The organism is Curtobacterium sp. PhB115 (assembly GCF_003752025.1).
Classification (GTDB): Bacteria; Actinomycetota; Actinomycetes; order Actinomycetales; family Microbacteriaceae; genus Curtobacterium.
In genome coordinates this window covers 76,972-94,554 of sequence record NZ_RJKR01000013.1, presented here as the reverse complement: position 1 = coordinate 94,554, position 17,583 = coordinate 76,972, and the positions used below count along the sequence as shown (strand labels likewise).

16 protein-coding genes and 2 pseudogenes are annotated in these 17,583 nt (G+C 66.5%); 11 read left to right on the top strand and 7 right to left on the bottom strand.

Annotated elements, in window-relative coordinates:
* Positions 1 to 81: 81 nt before the first annotated feature.
* Genes EDF19_RS18235 through EDF19_RS18225 form a run of 3 tightly spaced genes read right to left on the bottom strand, consistent with a single transcriptional unit; the run spans position 82 to position 2,847 of the window.
* Complete coding sequence (locus EDF19_RS18235; protein ID WP_123682271.1) at positions 82 to 1,446, bottom strand: HAMP domain-containing sensor histidine kinase; 1,365 nt, start codon at positions 1,444 to 1,446, stop codon at positions 82 to 84.
* Positions 1,443 to 2,108: a response regulator transcription factor gene (locus EDF19_RS18230; protein WP_260217307.1), complete on the bottom strand. Its 666-nt coding sequence runs from the start codon at positions 2,106 to 2,108 to the stop codon at positions 1,443 to 1,445. Before EDF19_RS18230 ends, EDF19_RS18235 begins: the two co-directional genes overlap by 4 nt.
* Positions 2,109 to 2,127: 19 nt before the next feature.
* On the bottom strand, positions 2,128 to 2,847 hold the full coding sequence (locus tag EDF19_RS18225; protein WP_123682269.1) for a VIT family protein: 720 nt from the start codon (positions 2,845 to 2,847) through the stop codon (positions 2,128 to 2,130).
* A 156-nt stretch (positions 2,848 to 3,003) separates the two neighbouring features.
* Between EDF19_RS18225 and EDF19_RS18220 the strand changes: the two genes are divergently transcribed.
* On the top strand, positions 3,004 to 3,468 hold the full coding sequence (locus tag EDF19_RS18220) for a DUF2231 domain-containing protein (protein ID WP_123682268.1): 465 nt from the start codon (positions 3,004 to 3,006) through the stop codon (positions 3,466 to 3,468).
* Between the two features lie 16 nt (positions 3,469 to 3,484).
* On the opposite strand, the gene EDF19_RS18215 is transcribed toward EDF19_RS18220, so the two are convergent.
* A complete protein-coding gene (locus tag EDF19_RS18215; RefSeq protein ID WP_123682379.1) occupies positions 3,485 to 4,252 on the bottom strand; it encodes an SDR family NAD(P)-dependent oxidoreductase in 768 nt (255 codons plus the stop codon).
* 110 nt (positions 4,253 to 4,362) lie between these two features.
* Between EDF19_RS18215 and EDF19_RS18210 the strand changes: the two genes are divergently transcribed.
* The gene (locus tag EDF19_RS18210) at positions 4,363 to 5,292 is read left to right on the top strand and encodes a universal stress protein (RefSeq protein ID WP_123682267.1); all 930 of its coding nucleotides are present in this window, start codon (positions 4,363 to 4,365) and stop codon (positions 5,290 to 5,292) included.
* Here EDF19_RS18210 and EDF19_RS18205 read toward each other — a convergent pair.
* Complete coding sequence (locus tag EDF19_RS18205; protein WP_123682266.1) at positions 5,267 to 7,144, bottom strand: heavy metal translocating P-type ATPase; 1,878 nt, start codon at positions 7,142 to 7,144, stop codon at positions 5,267 to 5,269. The genes EDF19_RS18210 and EDF19_RS18205 overlap by 26 nt on opposite strands.
* 198 nt (positions 7,145 to 7,342) lie before the next feature.
* The gene (locus tag EDF19_RS18200; RefSeq protein ID WP_185022941.1) at positions 7,343 to 8,170 is read right to left on the bottom strand and encodes a universal stress protein; all 828 of its coding nucleotides are present in this window, start codon (positions 8,168 to 8,170) and stop codon (positions 7,343 to 7,345) included.
* Between the two features lie 786 nt (positions 8,171 to 8,956).
* Between EDF19_RS18200 and EDF19_RS18195 the strand changes: the two are divergent.
* The 6 genes and pseudogenes from EDF19_RS18195 to EDF19_RS19475 all read left to right on the top strand — a co-directional run bounded on the left by EDF19_RS18195 (position 8,957) and on the right by EDF19_RS19475 (position 13,730).
* Positions 8,957 to 10,120: pseudogene (locus tag EDF19_RS18195) on the top strand (IS3 family transposase).
* Between the two features lie 19 nt (positions 10,121 to 10,139).
* Positions 10,140 to 10,766: a DUF2332 family protein gene (locus EDF19_RS18190; protein ID WP_123682264.1), complete on the top strand. Its 627-nt coding sequence runs from the start codon at positions 10,140 to 10,142 to the stop codon at positions 10,764 to 10,766.
* A 170-nt stretch (positions 10,767 to 10,936) separates the two neighbouring features.
* Positions 10,937 to 11,395, top strand: coding sequence for a hypothetical protein (locus EDF19_RS18185; protein ID WP_123682263.1), 459 nt, complete (start codon positions 10,937 to 10,939; stop codon positions 11,393 to 11,395).
* A 220-nt stretch (positions 11,396 to 11,615) separates the two neighbouring features.
* Complete coding sequence (locus tag EDF19_RS19480) at positions 11,616 to 11,927, top strand: hypothetical protein (protein WP_260217305.1); 312 nt, start codon at positions 11,616 to 11,618, stop codon at positions 11,925 to 11,927.
* Positions 11,836 to 12,201: pseudogene (locus EDF19_RS19560) on the top strand (TniQ family protein); the annotation flags it as partial. The gene EDF19_RS19480 and the pseudogene EDF19_RS19560, both read left to right, overlap by 92 nt.
* 752 nt (positions 12,202 to 12,953) lie before the next feature.
* Positions 12,954 to 13,730, top strand: coding sequence for a hypothetical protein (locus EDF19_RS19475; RefSeq protein WP_260217304.1), 777 nt, complete (start codon positions 12,954 to 12,956; stop codon positions 13,728 to 13,730).
* 410 nt (positions 13,731 to 14,140) lie between these two features.
* Here EDF19_RS19475 and EDF19_RS18170 read toward each other — a convergent pair whose 3' ends face one another.
* Positions 14,141 to 14,377 (bottom strand): DUF4287 domain-containing protein, encoded by a 237-nt coding sequence (locus EDF19_RS18170; protein WP_123682261.1) that lies wholly within the window; start codon positions 14,375 to 14,377, stop codon positions 14,141 to 14,143.
* A 148-nt stretch (positions 14,378 to 14,525) separates the two neighbouring features.
* On the opposite strand from EDF19_RS18170, the gene EDF19_RS18165 reads away from it, so the two are divergent.
* From EDF19_RS18165 to EDF19_RS18155, 3 genes are all read left to right on the top strand, one after another.
* Positions 14,526 to 15,548 (top strand): amino acid ABC transporter permease, encoded by a 1,023-nt coding sequence (locus EDF19_RS18165; RefSeq protein WP_123682376.1) that lies wholly within the window; start codon positions 14,526 to 14,528, stop codon positions 15,546 to 15,548.
* Positions 15,545 to 16,318, top strand: coding sequence for an amino acid ABC transporter ATP-binding protein (locus tag EDF19_RS18160; protein ID WP_123682377.1), 774 nt, complete (start codon positions 15,545 to 15,547; stop codon positions 16,316 to 16,318). The genes EDF19_RS18165 and EDF19_RS18160 overlap by 4 nt, the downstream gene beginning before the upstream one ends.
* Positions 16,319 to 16,399: 81 nt before the next feature.
* Complete coding sequence (locus EDF19_RS18155) at positions 16,400 to 17,431, top strand: transporter substrate-binding domain-containing protein (RefSeq protein ID WP_123682260.1); 1,032 nt, start codon at positions 16,400 to 16,402, stop codon at positions 17,429 to 17,431.
* Positions 17,432 to 17,583: the final 152 nt, after the last annotated feature.

Genomic DNA, 17,583 nt, shown 5'->3' with positions numbered 1-17,583 from the left:
TGGGGCTATGGAGAAGCACGGAACGGGGCGTGCCGTTCGTTCGAGACCTCGAGTGATCGGGAGACGGGAAAGCGCCCAGGGTCACCGGGGCGGGAAACGGACCGTCGCAATCGCACCACCACGCACGCCGTTCTCCAGCGTCGCCGCCCCGCCGGCGCGTTCCGCGATGCCGCGCACCAGCGCGAGGCCAAGGCCGCTGCCCCCGAGGACAGCGCGGCGGGCTTGGTCAGCGCGGGTGAACCGGTCGAACGCCTGGGGAAGGAACGCATCCGGCACCCCAGAACCATCGTCGATGACGCGCAACACCAGAACGCTTCCGGAGTCCTGTTCGACGATCACCCGAATCACCCCACCGTCTTCACCAGCTGCGATCGCATTCGCGACGAGGTTGTCCACGACGCGGGCGAACGCGGCCGGTTCCAGCGCGTACCGCTGGTCCGATGTATGCGTCGCGACGGTGAAGTCGATGTCGCGTGCGCCGGCGCCGCTGACGGCCCGTGCACGGTCAATTGACCCCATCAGTTCCGTGACGAGGTCGGCGGCGGTGCTGGACGGCGTGGGACCTGCCTCATCGAGCCGGCTCAGCTCGAGGAGGGTGTTCGCAAGAGCCACCAACCGCGCAGCGTCGCTCTCCGCGGCGACCAGTTCCCGCTCCAACGCGGCCGCGTCGCCGGAGGACTGATGTGCAAGCTCAAGACGTGCCGTCAACGCGGCGAGCGGTGTGCGCAATTCATGGCTCGCGTCGGAGACCATCCGCCGCTCACGCTCAGCGTTCTCACGTTGCCGGTCGATGAATGCGTTCAGCGTTCTCGCGAGTGCCGCGAGCTCATCGTCTGACGCTCCGACCGGAAGGTGCCCGTCGTCGATTCCGGCGCTGAGACGTTCCGCGGTCCTCCGCATGCGTGCGACCGGTCGAAGTGCCAACGTCGATAACAGCCAGGCGGTCACCGCGAACGCGAGCAACGCAAGCACCGTCCCCACAATGAGGGACCGGTCCACACGCTGGAGCGTTTCCTGCCCAGCCCGCCCGTCATGCGCCGCCCAGACGACGAAGGATCCGGCGTCATTGGTCACCGGGATCCCGACAACGCTCACGACGCGGCGATCGGTACTGAGGCGAAGAGTCCGCTCGTCAGCCGGCACGGACGTCGGAAGGGCTTGGCGGACATCACGTGGCAACGAATCGACAACCCAGTCCCCCGTTACGGACCGGATACCCACCAACACATCCTCGGCGGGGCGGTCCGGCGGCTCATTCGGGTTGTGCCGAAGGTCCGACACGAACGGCGCTGCGTCCCCGGCCGCGAGGGAGCGGTCAGTTGCAAGGGTGGCGCGTTCAATTTGGACGTGCAGCACAACCGCGACGCCAGAGAGCACCACAGCGCCGACAATCAAACTTCCGGCGGTGATCCGTGCCCGGATCGACAGCCGACGCAGGAACATCATGGTGACGGCACGACCTCAAGTGCGTACCCAACACCGCGGACCGTGCGTATCGCGACGTCGGCGTCAGCGGCCTGCAGCTTCTTCCGAACGTAGCTGACGTATTGGTCGACGATGGTCGGGTCGAAGTGCTCAGCGCTCCCCCACACTTCTTGGAGGACGTCCGTTCTGCTTCGCGGCTCGGGTGAGCCTTGCATGAGGAACCGCAGCAACGAGAACTCTTTGACGCTCAACGGCAAGTCACGTCCCCGGACGGAGGCTCGTACGGTGACGATGTCGAGTCGCACCGTGCCCGCTTCCACAACCGTCGCGGAGCCTGCGGCCCGTCGTCGCAGATGCGCACGGATACGGGCATTCAGTTCCGCTATCGCGAACGGTTTGGTCAGGTAGTCGTCGGCGCCGGAGTCCAAACCGAACACCCGGTCGTCGACCGCGTCGCGGGCCGTGACCAGGATCACGGGGAAATCTTGCCCCATTTCCCGAAGCCGACGGCACACCTCAAATCCGGTCATCTCCGGCAGCATCACGTCTATTGCGGCGGCGTCGAAGGAGTGCAGACGTGCTTGTACGAGGGCTGCGACACCGTCCGACACGACCGTGACCGCATGCCCTTCTCCGCTCAAACCACGTTCCACAAGCGCGCCCATCTGCGGGTCGTCTTCCACCACAAGAATGTTCGCCACCTCACACCACCCCGCTCGTGCCGAGGAGAGAGCCGATGACGAACGTGGCCGCGAGAGCCAGCGCACCGCCGACGACCACCCGGACGGTGGCACGCATCGTCGAACCGCCCCCGATTCTTGCGCCCGTGGCTCCCGTCAACGCAAGCGCCAGAAGAACCACGACGAACGTGACGGGTACCCGAACGCTTTCGGGTGGCAGCAGGATTGCCAGAAGCGGCAGAACCGCGCCGATCGAGAACGCCGCCGCCGACGCGAACGCCGCATGCCACGGGCTGACCACTTCGTCCTCATCGATTCCGAGTTCCGTCGTCAAATGTGCGGCGAGGGCATCCCGGTCCGTCAGTTCAGCGGCGACCGATTCCGCAGTTGCACGCTGCAGACCACGCGCTTCCCACAGCTGAGTGAGTTCCTCCAACTCAGCCGCAGGGTCATCGGCCAGCTCCTGACGTTCCTTCTCGATGAGGGAACGCTGACTGTCCTTCTGGCTGCTGACCGAGACGTACTCCCCCAACGCCATGGAGATCGCGCCCCCGACCAGCGCCGCCGCCCCGGCCGTCGCAATCGCCGGGATCGACGACGACGCGCCCGCCACTCCGACGACAATCGATGCCGTCGAAACGATCCCGTCGTTCGCGCCGAGCACGCCGGCTCGCAGCCAGTTCAACCGTGCGGAAAGGTCCCCGGTGTGCGCTTCGCCCGGGTGCGGCTCGGAGGAGGTCATGTGAACAGCGAACCAGGTCCGGTCGGCACTATTCGTGTGAGGTTTCGAACGATCCGGTTACCCGCCGCGCGGACAACGTCCGGTGCACTGCCGTGACGCTCCTGTTGTCTGTGCGGACAGCGCCCCGTCCAACGGCGCACGATGCGAAAGGCTGACATGGACTGGCAGTTCGGCGGGATTCCGCTCCACCCCCTCTTCGTCCACCTCACCTCCGTGGCGGTGCCCGTCGCCGCCCTCACGGCAATCGTCGTCGCAGTCTGGCCGGCGGCGCGTCGATGGCTGTCCATCGGTGCACCGATCATCGGCTTGATCGCTCTGATCTCAGTCCCGTTGGCGACATCTTCCGGCGAGTGGCTGGAACACCGGGAACGGGAGACCGCGCTCCTTGAACGGCACACCGAGCTCGCCGATGGGATGCTGCCGTGGTCCATTGCAGTATTCGCGCTCCTCGTGCTGTGGTGGGCGTGGCACCGCTTCGGAACCACGCACGTCACCAGCAGCGCCATCCAGCGCACCACCGCGGTCATTGGGCCGGTCCTTCTCATCGCGGTAGCCATCGTGTCCATCGTCGAAGTTGTCATCATCGGTCACGCCGGAGCCGAATCAGTCTGGAAGGGCTGACATGTTCCAACGGGCCTCAGATAGCTGACCAACCGCCATCGGAGGGGAGGATCGCACCAGTCACGTTCGCCGAGTCGTCGCTGAGGAGCCAGGTGATCGCCGCCGCGAGCTGCTGCGCCGTCGCGATCGGCGGGACATTCGTCTGCAGGTACGGGCCGAGCCGGTCCCCCGCGTATTGAGAACGGAACGGTGCTTCGATACTCGTGGCAACGGCCCCCGGCGCGACGGCATTACAGCGAACACCCGCCGGAGCGTAGAAGAACGCCGTGCTCACGGTGAATCCGTTCACGGCGTGTTTCGACGTCGTGTATGCAGTCCCCGCAGCCGAACCACGGAGTCCTGCTTCCGACGACACGTTGACGATGCTGCCCTTGCCGGCGGTGATCATTGACGGCAGGACCGCGCGGGTCAGCCGCATCACCGCAGTGAGATTCACAGCGAGGATGCGATCCCAGACGTCGTCGTCGAGTTCTGCTGTCGGAAGGAACCCGTCCATGATGCCGGCGACGTTCGCGAGGCCGTCAACGGGGCCGTCCGCGGCGGACACGATGCGGTCAATCACCGGACGATCCGCAAGGTCTCCCGCCACGGTAACCAGACGGTCCGAGTCGAGCGCCGCCGCAAGCGCATCCAACCGCTTCGGGACCACGTCGGATGCAACGACACGGCAGCCCTCCGCGACAAGTCGCTCCGTTGTCGCCCGACCGATGCCGGCACCGGCCCCGGTGACAACCACCGTCGTCCCGGCGAACCGTCCCGGCGTCGTTGTCGTCGCATCGTTCATCGTCGCTCCTGTCATACCCATGCCGGCAAATCCGGCCCCGCACAGCATCAGTTCGGATGCGTCGCTGACGCCAGGGCCCTTCGGCCTGCGCCTCTGTTCCCGACGTTGTCATGGGCGGGACGTTCGGCACTGCTGGGGGGTCACGCCCCCGCATTACCGTCAGCACGAGCACACGCACGTGCCACCAACCGGAGCAGAAAGAACTCATCATGTCCGTAGAGCGAATCCTCGTCGGCCTCGACGACGCACAGGCCAGCTGGACCGCACTCCGCTGGGTAGCAAACCGTGCGGCAGACGCACCAGCCACGGTCCGGATCGTGCACGCGCTGGAATCAACCGACACGGACGTGATGATGGTGCGTGCACGCCTCGCCGACGCCGCCGCTTTCGTCCGTTCCACCGCGCCCGGCACAGTTGTCGACACCGACGTCGAACGGGGCTTCGCAGCGGACACGCTTGTCGATGACGCATCGACGGCTGACCTCCTCGTCATCGGTGCGCACCGCAACCGCAGACTCCGGTCCGCTCTGACCGGCTCCCTGCCGGAACGTATCGCGACGAGAGCACCCGTGCCGACGGTCGTCATCCCGGACGACTGGACGTTCGGAACCGGACCGGTTGTCATCGGTATCGACGCTGAAACGGCCGAAGGGGCCCTTACATTCGGCCTGCAGGAAGCGCGCCGTTCCCACCGGAGCGTGCACCTCGTGCACGCCTGGCGAGTGACGGCTCCGGTATCCGCGCGGCCGATCGCGCTGCTCGAGGACGCGTCCGCGGCGGACGAGCAGTCCGCCCGCCTTGTTCTGGCCGCAGCAACGCGAAGCGCGGAGCAGCTCGAGCCCGCAGTGAAGGTCCGAGCTGCACTGTGGGAAGGCGACCCCGGCGAAGCGCTCACCAAAGCCGGAGTCGAGGGATCCCTGATCGTCGTCGGGCGCCGGCACCGCACCATGATCGGCGGCGAACTGTTCGGTTCCGTCGCACGCGACACAATGCACCGGTCGAAGACACCGGTGGTCATCGTGCCGGTACCGACCGCCTGACCGGAGCGGCGCCACGAACATGCGCGGTCCCGCCGGTCGTGGCGCGCAGGGCGGCGAGGATCGTGACGACGTCGACGAGCTCTTGCAGCAGCGCACCAACCACGGCAGGCACCACCCCAGTCGACGCGACCAGCATCAGACCGACCGACGCGCCCATCCCAATCCAGATGCTCTGCCGAGCGATCCGGACAGTCTCACGCCCGATACGGACTGCAACCGCCACGCGTTCGACCGACTCGACCAGCACGACCGCGTCCGCAGTCTCACTCGCAGCGGAGGCGCCCCTGGCCCCCATCGCCACGCCAACGTCGGCGACGGCCAGCACCGGTGCGTCGTTGACACCATCACCGATCATCAAAACGGGACGCTCGGTCAGCTCGCGAACCGCCGTCACCTTGTCCCCTGGTCGGCATTCAGCCCGCAGCACTGCGACACCAACATCCGCTGCGACAGCCTCAGCCGTGGCACGGGCGTCGCCGGTGAGCATCACCACGTCGCGGATCCCCAGCTGCCGGAGCTCGACGACCGTCGCCGGAGCCTCCGGTCGGATCGGATCGCGTAACACCAGCGCCCCAGCCGGAGCACCGTCCACCAAGATGTACGACACCACCCTGCCGCCCGCCACTTCGGCTGGTGCGGCTTCCGCGGCTCGTCGACGTGCGAACGCGAGCGTGCCCACCGCGACCTCATGGCCGTCGACTTCCGCGGCGACACCATCCGACTCCGATTCAGCGGCGTGATTCGCGCTGGTCAGCGTGATCGCCTCGGCCCGCGCCGCGTCAACGATCGAGGCTGCCAGCGTGTGGGAGGAGTACTGCTCCGCACTCGCTGCCAATTCCAGAAGCCGCTGACGGGTGGGACCGCCCGCAACCGTGACGACCCGCTCGAGGGTTGGTCGTCCCATCGTCAACGTGCCGGTCTTGTCGAACACGACGGTGCGGACAGCGGCGAGCCGTTCGAGCACCGACGCGTCCTTCAGCACGACGTCGCTGCGAGCTGCCCGGCCGATGCCGCCAAGAAACGCCACCGGTGCCGCGATCAGCATCGGACACGGCGTCGCAAGTACGAGCACCTCCGCGAAACGTCGCGGATCTCCGGCGACCCACCATGCGATACCGCCGAGGACGAGCGCGAACGCGGTGAACCACGGCGCGTACTGGTCGGCAAGTCGGACCATCGGCGACCGTGATGACATCGCCCCGGAGACCAATGCGACGATCTGCTGGTACTCACTCGCCGCGGCGGGCCGGCTGGCGCGGATGAGCACCGCCGCGGCGCCATTCACCGCACCGCTTGGCACGTTCGCCCCAGCTGACACCCCCACCGGGACGCTCTCCCCGGTGAGCCGTGACTCATCGAACGTTGCCGCACCGGCCACCAAGGCGCCATCAACGGGCACCACCTCAAATGGTCGGACGACCAGCACATCCCCGACGAGGACGTCCCCCACCGGTACGTCCACAACGGTCTCACCCGTCATGCGGTGGGCGGTTTTCGGAGTGTCGGAGAGCAGTCGCGACAGCTGACTCGTCGCTCGGCGCTGCGCGTGTGCCTCCAGCGCCTCACCGCCGACGAGCATGAGCACGATGACGAACGCCGCCAACCACTCCCCGACGGCGAGGGTGGCGACGATCGCTGTGACCGCCAGCAGGTCAACGCCGAACCGCCTGTGGAGCATCGACCTGACCATCGACACCGCCTCGACTCCGGCGGCAACGACCGCCGTGGCAGACAACAGCACCGGCACCGCGCCCGCGAACCCGAAAGACGATAGAAGGATCGCCAACACCCCAACTGCAATCACGCTCACCAGACGAGTGCGAACCAACATCGGTTTCGACGACCGTGACATGGAACCTCCAACGAGCAGTCCGTGACGCCAGCACGCGTCACCTGATGCTCATCCGTCCTCGCACGCGCGCCCAGAGCCGAACGTCCCGCACAAGGGCAGGCATATTCCAGGCAAGGAGGCGCGGCGCGGTGGTGGGAGCGATCCGTCGACAGGCACTACTGACCAGCGGCGCCGACACAACTCCCAACACCGCGGAAGTTAGGCCGCTTCCTCCGCCGGAACAACCGCGATGGGCCGTGTCATCGTTCGCAGGAGACGCTCTCCCACAGATCCCAAGAGCGCTCCGCCGAGGGCGCTGCGGTGTTCCCGGCCGATGACGACCAGCGAAGCTGTGCGAGCTGTGCGCTGTAATGCGGATGCTGCTGAGCCCTCGAGGGAACGCTTCTGGAACCAGACGGTTGGGAAACGCGTGACCGCGAGAGTGAGGATGCGGTCGAGCTGGCGGTCGGAGTGTTCGGCGTACCGCGGTCGGTCGTCGGGTAGGTAAGCCGCGCCGAACGGCGTTGCGACGGTCGGTATGCGCCACGCGTTTACGAGGAGCACCACCTGGTCGCGGAGCCGTGCACGGGACGCAGCGAAGTCGATGATCCGAATGGGGCTGATCGCGTCGACGCCGACAACGATGTCGTCTCCGCCCTCGGTCCAGTCGTCCGGGACGACAACGACTGGCACCTTGCTCCTACTGACGATGCGCTCCGGCAGCCACCGGTCGAACACGCCAGTGATCAGCCGATGCCGGTGACAACCGACGACGAGGATGTCGCCGCTGTTCCCGTGTTCGAGCAGACGATCGGCGACCGAGCCGCCAGTTGTGATGATCTCGACGTCAACATCAGGGTGGTCACGTCGGAAGTCGGTTGCGACGGATTCGATGCGCTGCTTCGCTGCCGCTCTCGGCTCGCCGAACAGCTCAGCGACGTTGACCAGCTTGACGACGTCGCCGGACGTCAGCGGCTCCGCAGCAACCCACCGCACTGCGGCGTGCCCACCGTCGGTGTCATCGAGACCTACCGTGTACGTCGTCACCCTGACGCCTTCCGTCGCGCTCTGACCGATCCGGCTAGAAGCAGCCGTCGTGCTGTCAGCATCCCGGAACCGCGACCCTGGGAAAAGGGACGAACGGCCCACGGTGACACAGTCACGCTTCGACGCGTAATCGCTCGCTTCGTTCCGGCGGGTGACGAAGTTTGTCGGCCGCATCGCGTCATCGCCTCAGCTCGCACCCGAAAGTAAGGACATCGCTCGTCCCATGGAGAGGTCGCAGGTCTCCCGGCAGGGTTCCTACAAGGGGGCAGAGAGCTGCCGCGCGGCGATCGGGTCGTGACGATTCGACGTGGGAAGCACCGAACCGGCGCTCGCAACGCACCGATTACGCAGTCCGAATTGCGATTACGGGAGTGAACCCACACAAGCTGAACGTCGAGCTCGTCACCGATCGAGTGTCGCCGTGGGTGCGCAACACTGCCTACACGACGGCATCACGGTGCTCCATTGTCGTCACGGACCCATGAGCGGCCCCGTGCGCGATAGCGACATCACAACACCGGAGGGTCGGCGGTCGAGCATCTGAGTCGCGCGCGTGACACGGTGGACAAGGGTCCGGTCGCCGTCTCGAGAACACCCCCACCGTATGAACGTTCCAAGCATCCGGGACCAAACCCATCAAGACTGCGCCACCTTGAGCACGCCTGGCCTCGTCGACTGATGGATCGTTAATCGGCGAAGGTGGTCGACCCGTCAGCGGGGACTGCTGCAGGTTTGGTTGACTCCTGACAGGTAGGGGCGTTGGCTCCTGCTGGAAGGATGTGCGCCATGGTGAAGGCGTATCCGGAAGAGTTCCGCCGTGATGTGATCGCGGTCGCCCGGAAGGGCGAGACGTCGGTGCGGCAGGTCGCGAAGGACTTCGGTGTGTCCGAGTCCTGCCTGGCCCGCTGGTTGCGGCTCGCGGACCGCGACGACGGCATCAGTGTTGCAGCGGTGCCGTCGGCGAGGCCGGTGGAGCAGGCGGAGCTGCGGGACGCCCAAAAGCGGATCCGGCTGCTCGAGCAGGAGAACGAGATCCTCCGCCGGGCGGCCGCGTACTTCGCTCAGTCGCAACTCCCAAAATGATCTACCCGCTGGTCCTCGAACTCGCCGACGATCGGATCCCGGTCGCGGTGGCCTGCCGGGTGTTGGGCTTCTCGAAACAGGCCTTCTATCGGTGGCGTGCCGATCCGGTGACTGAGCGCGACTGGGCGGACGCGCACCTGACCAACGCAGCGATCGATGCGCACCGCGCGCGATCCGACGTTCGGATACCGGTTCATCGCCGATGACCTTCATGCTGCCGGCCATCGGGCATCGGAACGGCGGGTGTGGCGGCTGTGCTCGCAGCAGCGGCTGTGGTCGTTGCATGCGAAGAAGCGCGGCCTGAATCGCAAGGCCGGGCCACCGGTGCACGACGACCGGGTCCGGCGTGCGTTCACGGCACCAGACCTCGACAAGCTCTGGCTGACGGACATCACGGAGCACCCGACCGGTGAGGGCAAGCTCTACCTCTGCGCGATCAAGGACGCGTGCTCGCGGCGCATCGTCGGCTATTCGATCAGTGACCGGATGCGGTCCTCGCTTGCCGTCGCGGCTCTGCAGATGGCGATCTCCCGCCGGAGCCCGTCAGGGACGGTGGTCCATTCGGATCGGGGCAGCCAGTTTCGTTCGAAGAAGTTCGTCCGGGCGATATCGGACGCCAGGCTGCTCGGATCGATGGGGCGGGTCGGCGCGTGCGCGGACAACGCGGCGATGGAATCGTTCTTCGCGCTCTTGCAGAAGAACGTCCTCAACCGGAGACGCTGGGCGACCCGGGAAGAGCTCCGGCTCGCGATCATCACCTGGATCGAAGCGACCTACCACCGGAAACGGCGCCAACGTGGTCTGGGGAAGTTGACCCCGATCGAGTACGAGACGATCATCAACCCACAGGTCGCACTCGCGGCCTAAACAAACGCGTCAACCAACCCTGCAGCAGTCCCGTGCGTCCGCGGGATTCTGCCTGTACCCGGACAAGTACGCCTACCGCTTCATCACCGAGAGCGGAGTCGACGAACTGGCACCGACAGGCGGCAGCACGGTCGTGCTCGAGACCGAGCTTCGCGGGCGTCCAACCCCGACGCATCTCCCGGAGATCGTCTGGCGTGCCGGCATCGACCTCAACCCTCTCGATGTCGCGGACCCAGCGTCACTGGAATGGCTGGAGACGCTCGTCTGGCCCGAGCATGACGAGCGCCGCCGGAATCTGCACGCGGCCGCATCCGTCGTCGCGGCAGAGCGACCGCTGCTCGTGGCCGGTGACCTGAACGACTTGTTCGAGGAGGTCGCGGCGCAAGCGCCAGCTGACGCGATGTTGGTCGTCTTCCACAGTGCCGTGCTCGTGTATCTCAGCCCGGACGCGCGCGAGTCTTTCTTCGGCAAGGTGCGTACGAGCGGTGCTGTGTGGATCAGTAATGAGGGCAAGTCGGTACTGTCGGATGTCCCGTCGCAGCTACCTGCAGGCACCGATAACGGCACCGTCCTGGCGGTCGAGGGCACACCCGTCGCTGTCGTCGGCCCACACGGTCAGTTTTTCAACGCTCTCGCCGCCTCCTGATCGGACGGGCAGCTCGGCGTGCCCGGTGATGGATCGTCGAGCGGGCATCTGAACAAGACGTCGTCCGTGTTCACCGGGTGAGAAGGCCGACGCTTGGCAGTTCACCGTGCCTCGACCCTGACGGGACAGAATCCCAACTATCCTTCATGCGACCAGGGGGGGGAACCGAAATGCACGACGCTTTGCCGCCGCAGCCGAACCTCAGCGGACCCGACAAGCCGAAGCCGACGCTCGGCTGTGGCGCGATCGCCGGCATTGGGTGCGGAGGCATCGTTCTCCTCGCAGTACTCTTCGGCGTACTTTCAACGATCGGCAGCGGTGGTGACGATGACGCCAGCACCGGAACGTCCGACAGTGTCTCGAAGTACACGCAGACGTGGAGCAAGCAGTACTCCGACACCACCTGCTCCGACTGGAACGGTGAGATGACCGGGCAGCAGCAGTTCGCCGCAGCCGCAGACATACTCACCTCAGCGCGCAACAAGATCGATGGCGGTACCGGGCTGCCGTCCGATGCGCTTATCCGCGAGTTCGAGGGCGGCATCACAAACGTCTGCGTAGAACCGACGATGACTCTGACCGACGCAACCTACGGTCTTTACGCGACCGAGCCGCGCTTCCACCCGTGATAAACAAGCCATGGCCGCGCCCTTTCGCCTGGTTTGCCGTCATTACGTCGAGCGTGCTGCTTGCATTGGCGGTGGTGAACCTAATCATCAACACGACGAGCGTGGGGACCTGGCTGCCGCTGATGGTGTTGATGCCGCCGGGGCTCTTCCGTGGTCTGCGGGACCTTCGCCGTTCTCATGACCGGTAGCCGATCGGCTACCGGACGCCAATAGTGGGGAGTTGGATACAGACCTGTTGCCCAACTACCAGCCGCGCGCCCTCGGCCTGGCGATCGGTGCGGGGCCGCTGATTGCGGGCCTCGTCATGGCGCTTCTCGGCCTCGTCCTCGGCGCCAAGTTCGTCGGGCTCGTAGCGGCCGGGATGGTGATCGCTGCGATCGGATTGGTCGTTGCACTAGTTGGAGCGATTGGTTTCGCCCGACACGGGTACCTATGGCTCACTGCCAATTCGCCTTCATCCTCAGGACGACGAGTGGCTACCGTCGGCGATCAACCGCTGGGCCTGGTACACATTCGACTCCCCGCCCGCTGATCTCTACGCCGCGCTCGGCCTTGCGGATCTACACCCGAACGAGATACGAGCCCTGTCCAACAACATCCGGCCAGTCGATGTCGATGCACTCTCACGAGCTACCGGCCTGTCACCGGTTCGTCTGCGCGGCATGACACTGAGCCGCTATGACGGCCGCGCCCTCAACCTGCGCCGAACGGCCAACAAGCTCCAAACCATCGGCAACAACTTCACCTGGGCGCGCCGGACCGGCACACGGTTCTGCACGCGTTGTCTCGCCGAGCAACCCGGTGTCTTCCCAATGAGCTGGCGGTTCAACTGGACGTTCGTCTGCCTTCACCACCGCCAACTCCTCGCAGACGTATGCCCTGGCTGTGGGAATGAACTCGCCGAGCCCTACGGACTCCGCACCCAACCCCGAGACCCGAACCGATGCAGTCATCGCATCCGCAACGCTGACGAGGACTTCTACTGCGACACCCCGCTTGACCGCCCTGACCACCATGACCCCCTACCGACAAGTTCACCAGTGCTACGAGCGCAGCACTTCATCAACGACATCTTGCGTCGTGCCGTGCGCCCGAGCATTGAACTCCGTGACTTCGCAAGCACGATGGGGTCGGTGCGCTTCGCCGCGCCTACTGCGGTTATCGCGCAACTGGCCGGCCTCGACCCCGAGAGGCTCCTCGGTCTGATTGAGCCCGAACGACGATCCGGAGCTTCCCCACCGGCGGATGCACTCTCCTTCGCAGCGCTGGCTGCCGCCGCCCTCCGTCTGCGAAACGATCCCGAACAGGAGGTCGGGCCGGTTCTTAGAGAGATCACCCTCAGTCGTCCATCCGGATATTCTCCTCACACGACAGAGATCAGCTCCGCCGATGTGAAGAAGCTCCTCGGAGCTTGGGGGCGATTGCGGGCACCAATGACTGACCGCGTCGTCCGATCTCTCGACCACGATCTGGTCCGGTCGCACGTATCCGCACGCGCAGCGCCATCCCGGCAATCGAAGTCGACGCAACTACGAGGCGCACACGTCCGGAAAACCGAATGCGGGTCGCAACCTTACCGACGCGACTCTGGCCCTCGTGGACCGCCCCTCTGTACCTCGACCGCGGTCCTAACGTCGAAGCGGTCGCCGACGCTTTCGCCGCTGCACTCGACGCGGACGGACGCACACCAGAGCTCCGCCCGAACATTGTCGGTGTTGGACACGAGCGCGAGAAGACTGTCCTTGCTCTTGCGTCGCTTCGCTCACAGCTGCTCGTCAGCGGCACACCTATCGACTACGAACGTCGACGCATCTTGCCTTGGCAACGCTTCCTGCCAGATTCTGACTGGCGCAGGCTGGGCGAATCGATCGACATCAATCCAGGATCCGAGGAACAAGCGAATCTTGCCCGCCGCTACATGTACATGCGGCTCACGGGCGACGGCCCGCAGAGACTTCCCGCTGAGCTCGGACGGCAGCACCAGGACAACGACGCTCAGGACACGACATTTCTCCTGCATTTCACGCTTGAGCTTCAAAGCGCGATGGATGGGTACGCTCGGGACTTTTTCGGCGAGGAGGAGTGCGAGATGCTTTGGGAGCACCCTTATTCGCCCACCAGACTCATCACAGAACCACTCGTGTGGTCGCCGGAACGCTCAGTGCTGGCAAGAACTCGCGCCGTCGCGCGGGAACTCGACGATATCGACACGGCCAAAATGCACACCTTGCTCGCCGAGGGGAACGCGACGCTGTCGTGGCTCTCTACGGAACTGCATCGCACCGTCGCGCACGTCAAGCTCGCCCTCAATGCTTGGCCGCTATCCTCCGGGTAAACCCTGCTCGTGCGGATCGGCGTCGGGAGCGGACGACATGGCGAAGCGAAACTGGACAACAGGCGTGATCCGTCCATATCGACCAGCAGGTCACTCGTGCGTCACTGGATTCGACTAGTGCGTCCAGGCCGTCGGGTCGCCTCGCCTTTTGACCGTTGAGCTGACGTGCTCGCGCGGAGACGCCTGCCCCCTGAGACTGCTATTCACTTGGTCGGCGACTCGACGGCCCTTGGGTTGGTCCCACGCTCCCTCCCATCCGAGGGAAGCGCGATGGTACTGGCACCGACGCTGCTTGCGGCTTAACCGGTGAGCACAGCAGAATCGGAAGCGACATCTTTGGTGAGCAAGATCGGCGACAACTTCGTGAGCAAGCCGCATTCTCATCAGGGTGTCAGCGACGGTTTCCGTGATCAGTCACAGTACGCCACGAGGGCGTTCGCGTGCCCGTGCCCGAGGCCGTGCTCCGACTTCAACCACCCGACGACCTCCATGTGCTGGTGGTCGTCGAGCCGGTCGGCGACGAGGTCGAGCCACTCCTGGACCGGGCGACCGTACGTCTTCTCGATGCTCGGGAAGTACGAGGCCGGCCCCTTCGGCTGCACGCCGTCCGCCGGCGGCTCGGGTGCGGTGACACGGTGGGTGCTCATGGCGTCACGATAGCCGCGCGTCACGACGGCCGCGCGACACGTCACGGGAGGTCACGCACGGCCCGGTCGATGACGGCGTGTTCCGCCCCGTGCCGGACTGTTGCGTGCGGTGTTGTCCGGCACCGGGCGGTCCTCCTACCGTCGCGACATGACCGAGATCACCGAGGTGCCGGCCCGGGACGCGACCGGTGTCGACGACGCGGCGGGCGCGCACGACGCGAGCACCGCCTCCAGGCCGGATCGTGTGCCGACCATCGACGCGGCCGGACGCGCCGCGCTCGGCCGACCCGTCGTGCCGTTGCGGCACCCGCTGCGGTGGATCGCCGCCGCGCTCGTCCTCGTCCTGCTCCTGAACTTCGTCGAGACGCTCTTCACGAACGAGCAGTGGGGCTGGCCGGCGGTCGGGAAGTGGCTGTTCAGTCCGGCGATCCTGACGGGGTTGCAGCTCACCCTGACGGCGACCGCGCTGAGTGCCGTGATCAGTTTCGCCGGCGGCATCGTCGTCGCGATCGCCCGGCTCTCGCGGAACCCGGTGCTGTCCGGGCTGGCGTGGGGCTACGTGTGGCTGTTCCGGTCCGTGCCGCTCATCCTCGTGCTCGTCTTCCTCTACAACCTCGGGTCGCTGTACCCGACGATCGGCATCGGCATCCCGTTCGGCCCGCAGGTGCAGGTGCCGACGGCGAACCTGCTCGGTGACCTGGCGATCGGGGTGATCGGGTTGAGTCTCAGCGAGATCGCCTACGCGTCCGAGATCGTCCGCGCCGGGGTGCTGGCCGTCGACCACGGGCAGCACGAGGCCGCGCAGGCGCTCGGGCTCCCCCGGCGGCGGCAGTTCGTCCGAGTGATCATGCCGCAGGCGATGCGATCGATCGTGCCGGCGTTCGTGAACCAGGTCGTCGGGCTGCTCAAGGCATCGTCGCTGCTGTTCTACGTGTCGCTGCTCGACCTGTTCGGCGTCGTGCAGAACCTGTCCAGCACGTACCCGGGCGACGTCATCCCCCTGCTGGTCGTCGCGACGATCTGGTACCTCGTGCTCACCAGCGCCGTGTCCGTCGTGCAGTTCTACGTCGAGCGGTGGACGGCGCGCGGATCCGTCCGCGCGTTGCCGCCGACGCCGTGGCAGCGGGTTCGGGCGGCGGTGCGGCGAGGTCGTCCGGGGGTCGTCCGATGAGCGCCGCGATCAGCATCCACGGGGCCGTGAAGGCCTTCGGTGAGACCGTCGTCGTCGACGGCATCGACCTGCACCTGGCCGCAGGCAGCGTCACCGTCGTGCTCGGGCCGTCCGGGTCCGGCAAGTCGACCCTGCTGCGCGCCATCAACCACCTCGAGCCGCTCGACCGCGGCGTCGTCACCGTCGGCGGCGAGGCCGTCGGCGTCCGACTCCGGACCGGGCGAGACGGGGTCCCGCGGTGGAAGGAGCTGCCCGAACGGGCGATCCTGCGGCAGCGTGCCCGGATCGGCTTCGTCTTCCAGCACTTCAACCTGTTCCCGCACCTGACCGCACTCGAGAACGTCGCCGAGGGGCCGATCGCCTCCGGCGTGCCCGCCGCCCAGGCACGCGCGCGGGCGCAGACACTGTTGGAGCGCGTCGGGCTCGGTGACCGCGGAGCCACCCGGCCGCGACAGCTCTCCGGCGGCCAGCAGCAGCGCGTCGCGATCGCCCGGGCACTGGCGCTCGAACCGTCGGTCGTCCTGCTCGACGAACCGACCTCGGCGCTCGACCCGGAGCTCGTCGGCGAGGTGCTCGGCGTCATCCGGTCCCTCGCCGAGTCCGGCACGACGCTCGTCATCGTCACGCACGAGATCGCCTTCGCCCGCGAGGTCGCCGACCACGTGGTGTTCCTCGACCACGGCCGCGTCGTCGAGCAGGGGCCGCCCGCCCAGGTGCTCGACGCCCCGCAGCACGCACGGACGCGGGACTTCCTGTCCCGAGTCCGCTGAGACTCCCCGTCGTTCGTTCCCTCGTTCGTTCCTTCGTTCGTTCCCTCGTTCGTTCCTTCGTCACCCGATCCCAGGAGAACCATGTCCACGATCACCTCCACCCCCAGCCGCTGGCGCCTGCGCGCCGGCGCCCTCGTCCTCGCCGCCGGAGTCGTCGTCGCACTCTCCGGATGCGCCACGTCTGCCTCGGCGGGTGCCGGCACGGACGGCTCCGGTCCCGACGGCTCCGTGACCATCGGCGCCGTCTCGAACGGCGCCGCGACGGAGACGAAGGTCACGGTCGAGGAGGACGCGAAGCTCCACGACGCGCTGCCCGCCTCGATCAAGAAGTCCGGCAAGCTCGTCGTCGGCATCGGCGCGCTGCCCTCCGGCTACCCGCCGCTCGCCTTCACCGGCACCGACACGAAGACCCTGACCGGCACCGAACCGGACCTCGGTCGACTGGTCGCCGCGAAGCTCGGCCTCGAGCCCGAGATCAAGAACGCGACGTGGGACAACCTGTTCATCGGCATCGACGGCGGCTCCATCGACGCCGGCTTCTCGAACATCACCGTCACCGAGGAGCGCAAGGAGAAGTACGACTTCGCCGCGTACCGCCAGGACAACCTCGCGCTGCAGGTCAAGGAGGGCAGCTCCCTGACCTTCGACGGCGACCCGTCCGTGCTCGCCGGCAAGACCATCGCCACCGACTCCGGCACGAACCAGGAGAACATCCTGCTCGGCTGGAAGAAGGAGCTCGCGAAGGAGGGCAAGACCATCACGGTCAAGTACTACCCGGACGCGAACGCACGCCTGCTCGCCGTGCAGTCCGGCAAGGTCGACGGGTACCTCGGCCCGAACCCCACGATCGCCTACCAGAACAAGCAGAACGCGGGGACGGCGAAGGCCACGTCGACCGCGGGCACGTACTCCGGTGCCGGATCGACGCTGCAGGGGCTCATCGCGGCGACGACCAAGAAGGGCAACGGGTTGGCGGAGCCGATCCAGGGCGCGATCGACGATCTGATCGAGGACGGCACCTACGCCACGTGGCTCAAGGCGTACAACCTGTCGAACGAGGCCGTGAAGACCTCGGAGCTGAACCCCGAGGGGCTGCCGCTCGACGCGAGCTGAGCTGAGCTGTGCCGGGACACCCCCGTGGCCGTCGTGGTCGCGGGGGTGTCGTGCGTGCGGGGGCGGGCGACGCCGGCGTTGTCGCTCCACGGCGGCGCAGGCCCACGCCCACGCCCACGCCCACGCCCACGCCCACAAGGACGATCCACGAG

Coding starts and splice junctions, on each gene's coding strand:
- EDF19_RS18235 (WP_123682271.1), bottom strand. CDS start 1,446: ATGATGTTCCTGCGTCGGCTGTCGATCCGGGCACGGATCACCGCCGGA.
- EDF19_RS18225 (WP_123682269.1), bottom strand. CDS start 2,847: ATGACCTCCTCCGAGCCGCACCCGGGCGAAGCGCACACCGGGGACCTT.
- EDF19_RS18220 (WP_123682268.1), top strand. CDS start 3,004: ATGGACTGGCAGTTCGGCGGGATTCCGCTCCACCCCCTCTTCGTCCAC.
- EDF19_RS18215 (WP_123682379.1), bottom strand. CDS start 4,252: ATGAACGATGCGACGACAACGACGCCGGGACGGTTCGCCGGGACGACG.
- EDF19_RS18210 (WP_123682267.1), top strand. CDS start 4,363: ATGGGCGGGACGTTCGGCACTGCTGGGGGGTCACGCCCCCGCATTACC.
- EDF19_RS18205 (WP_123682266.1), bottom strand. CDS start 7,144: ATGTCACGGTCGTCGAAACCGATGTTGGTTCGCACTCGTCTGGTGAGC.
- EDF19_RS18185 (WP_123682263.1), top strand. CDS start 10,937: ATGCACGACGCTTTGCCGCCGCAGCCGAACCTCAGCGGACCCGACAAG.
- EDF19_RS19475 (WP_260217304.1), top strand. CDS start 12,954: ATGCGGGTCGCAACCTTACCGACGCGACTCTGGCCCTCGTGGACCGCC.
- EDF19_RS18170 (WP_123682261.1), bottom strand. CDS start 14,377: ATGAGCACCCACCGTGTCACCGCACCCGAGCCGCCGGCGGACGGCGTG.
- EDF19_RS18165 (WP_123682376.1), top strand. CDS start 14,526: ATGACCGAGATCACCGAGGTGCCGGCCCGGGACGCGACCGGTGTCGAC.
- EDF19_RS18160 (WP_123682377.1), top strand. CDS start 15,545: ATGAGCGCCGCGATCAGCATCCACGGGGCCGTGAAGGCCTTCGGTGAG.
- EDF19_RS18155 (WP_123682260.1), top strand. CDS start 16,400: ATGTCCACGATCACCTCCACCCCCAGCCGCTGGCGCCTGCGCGCCGGC.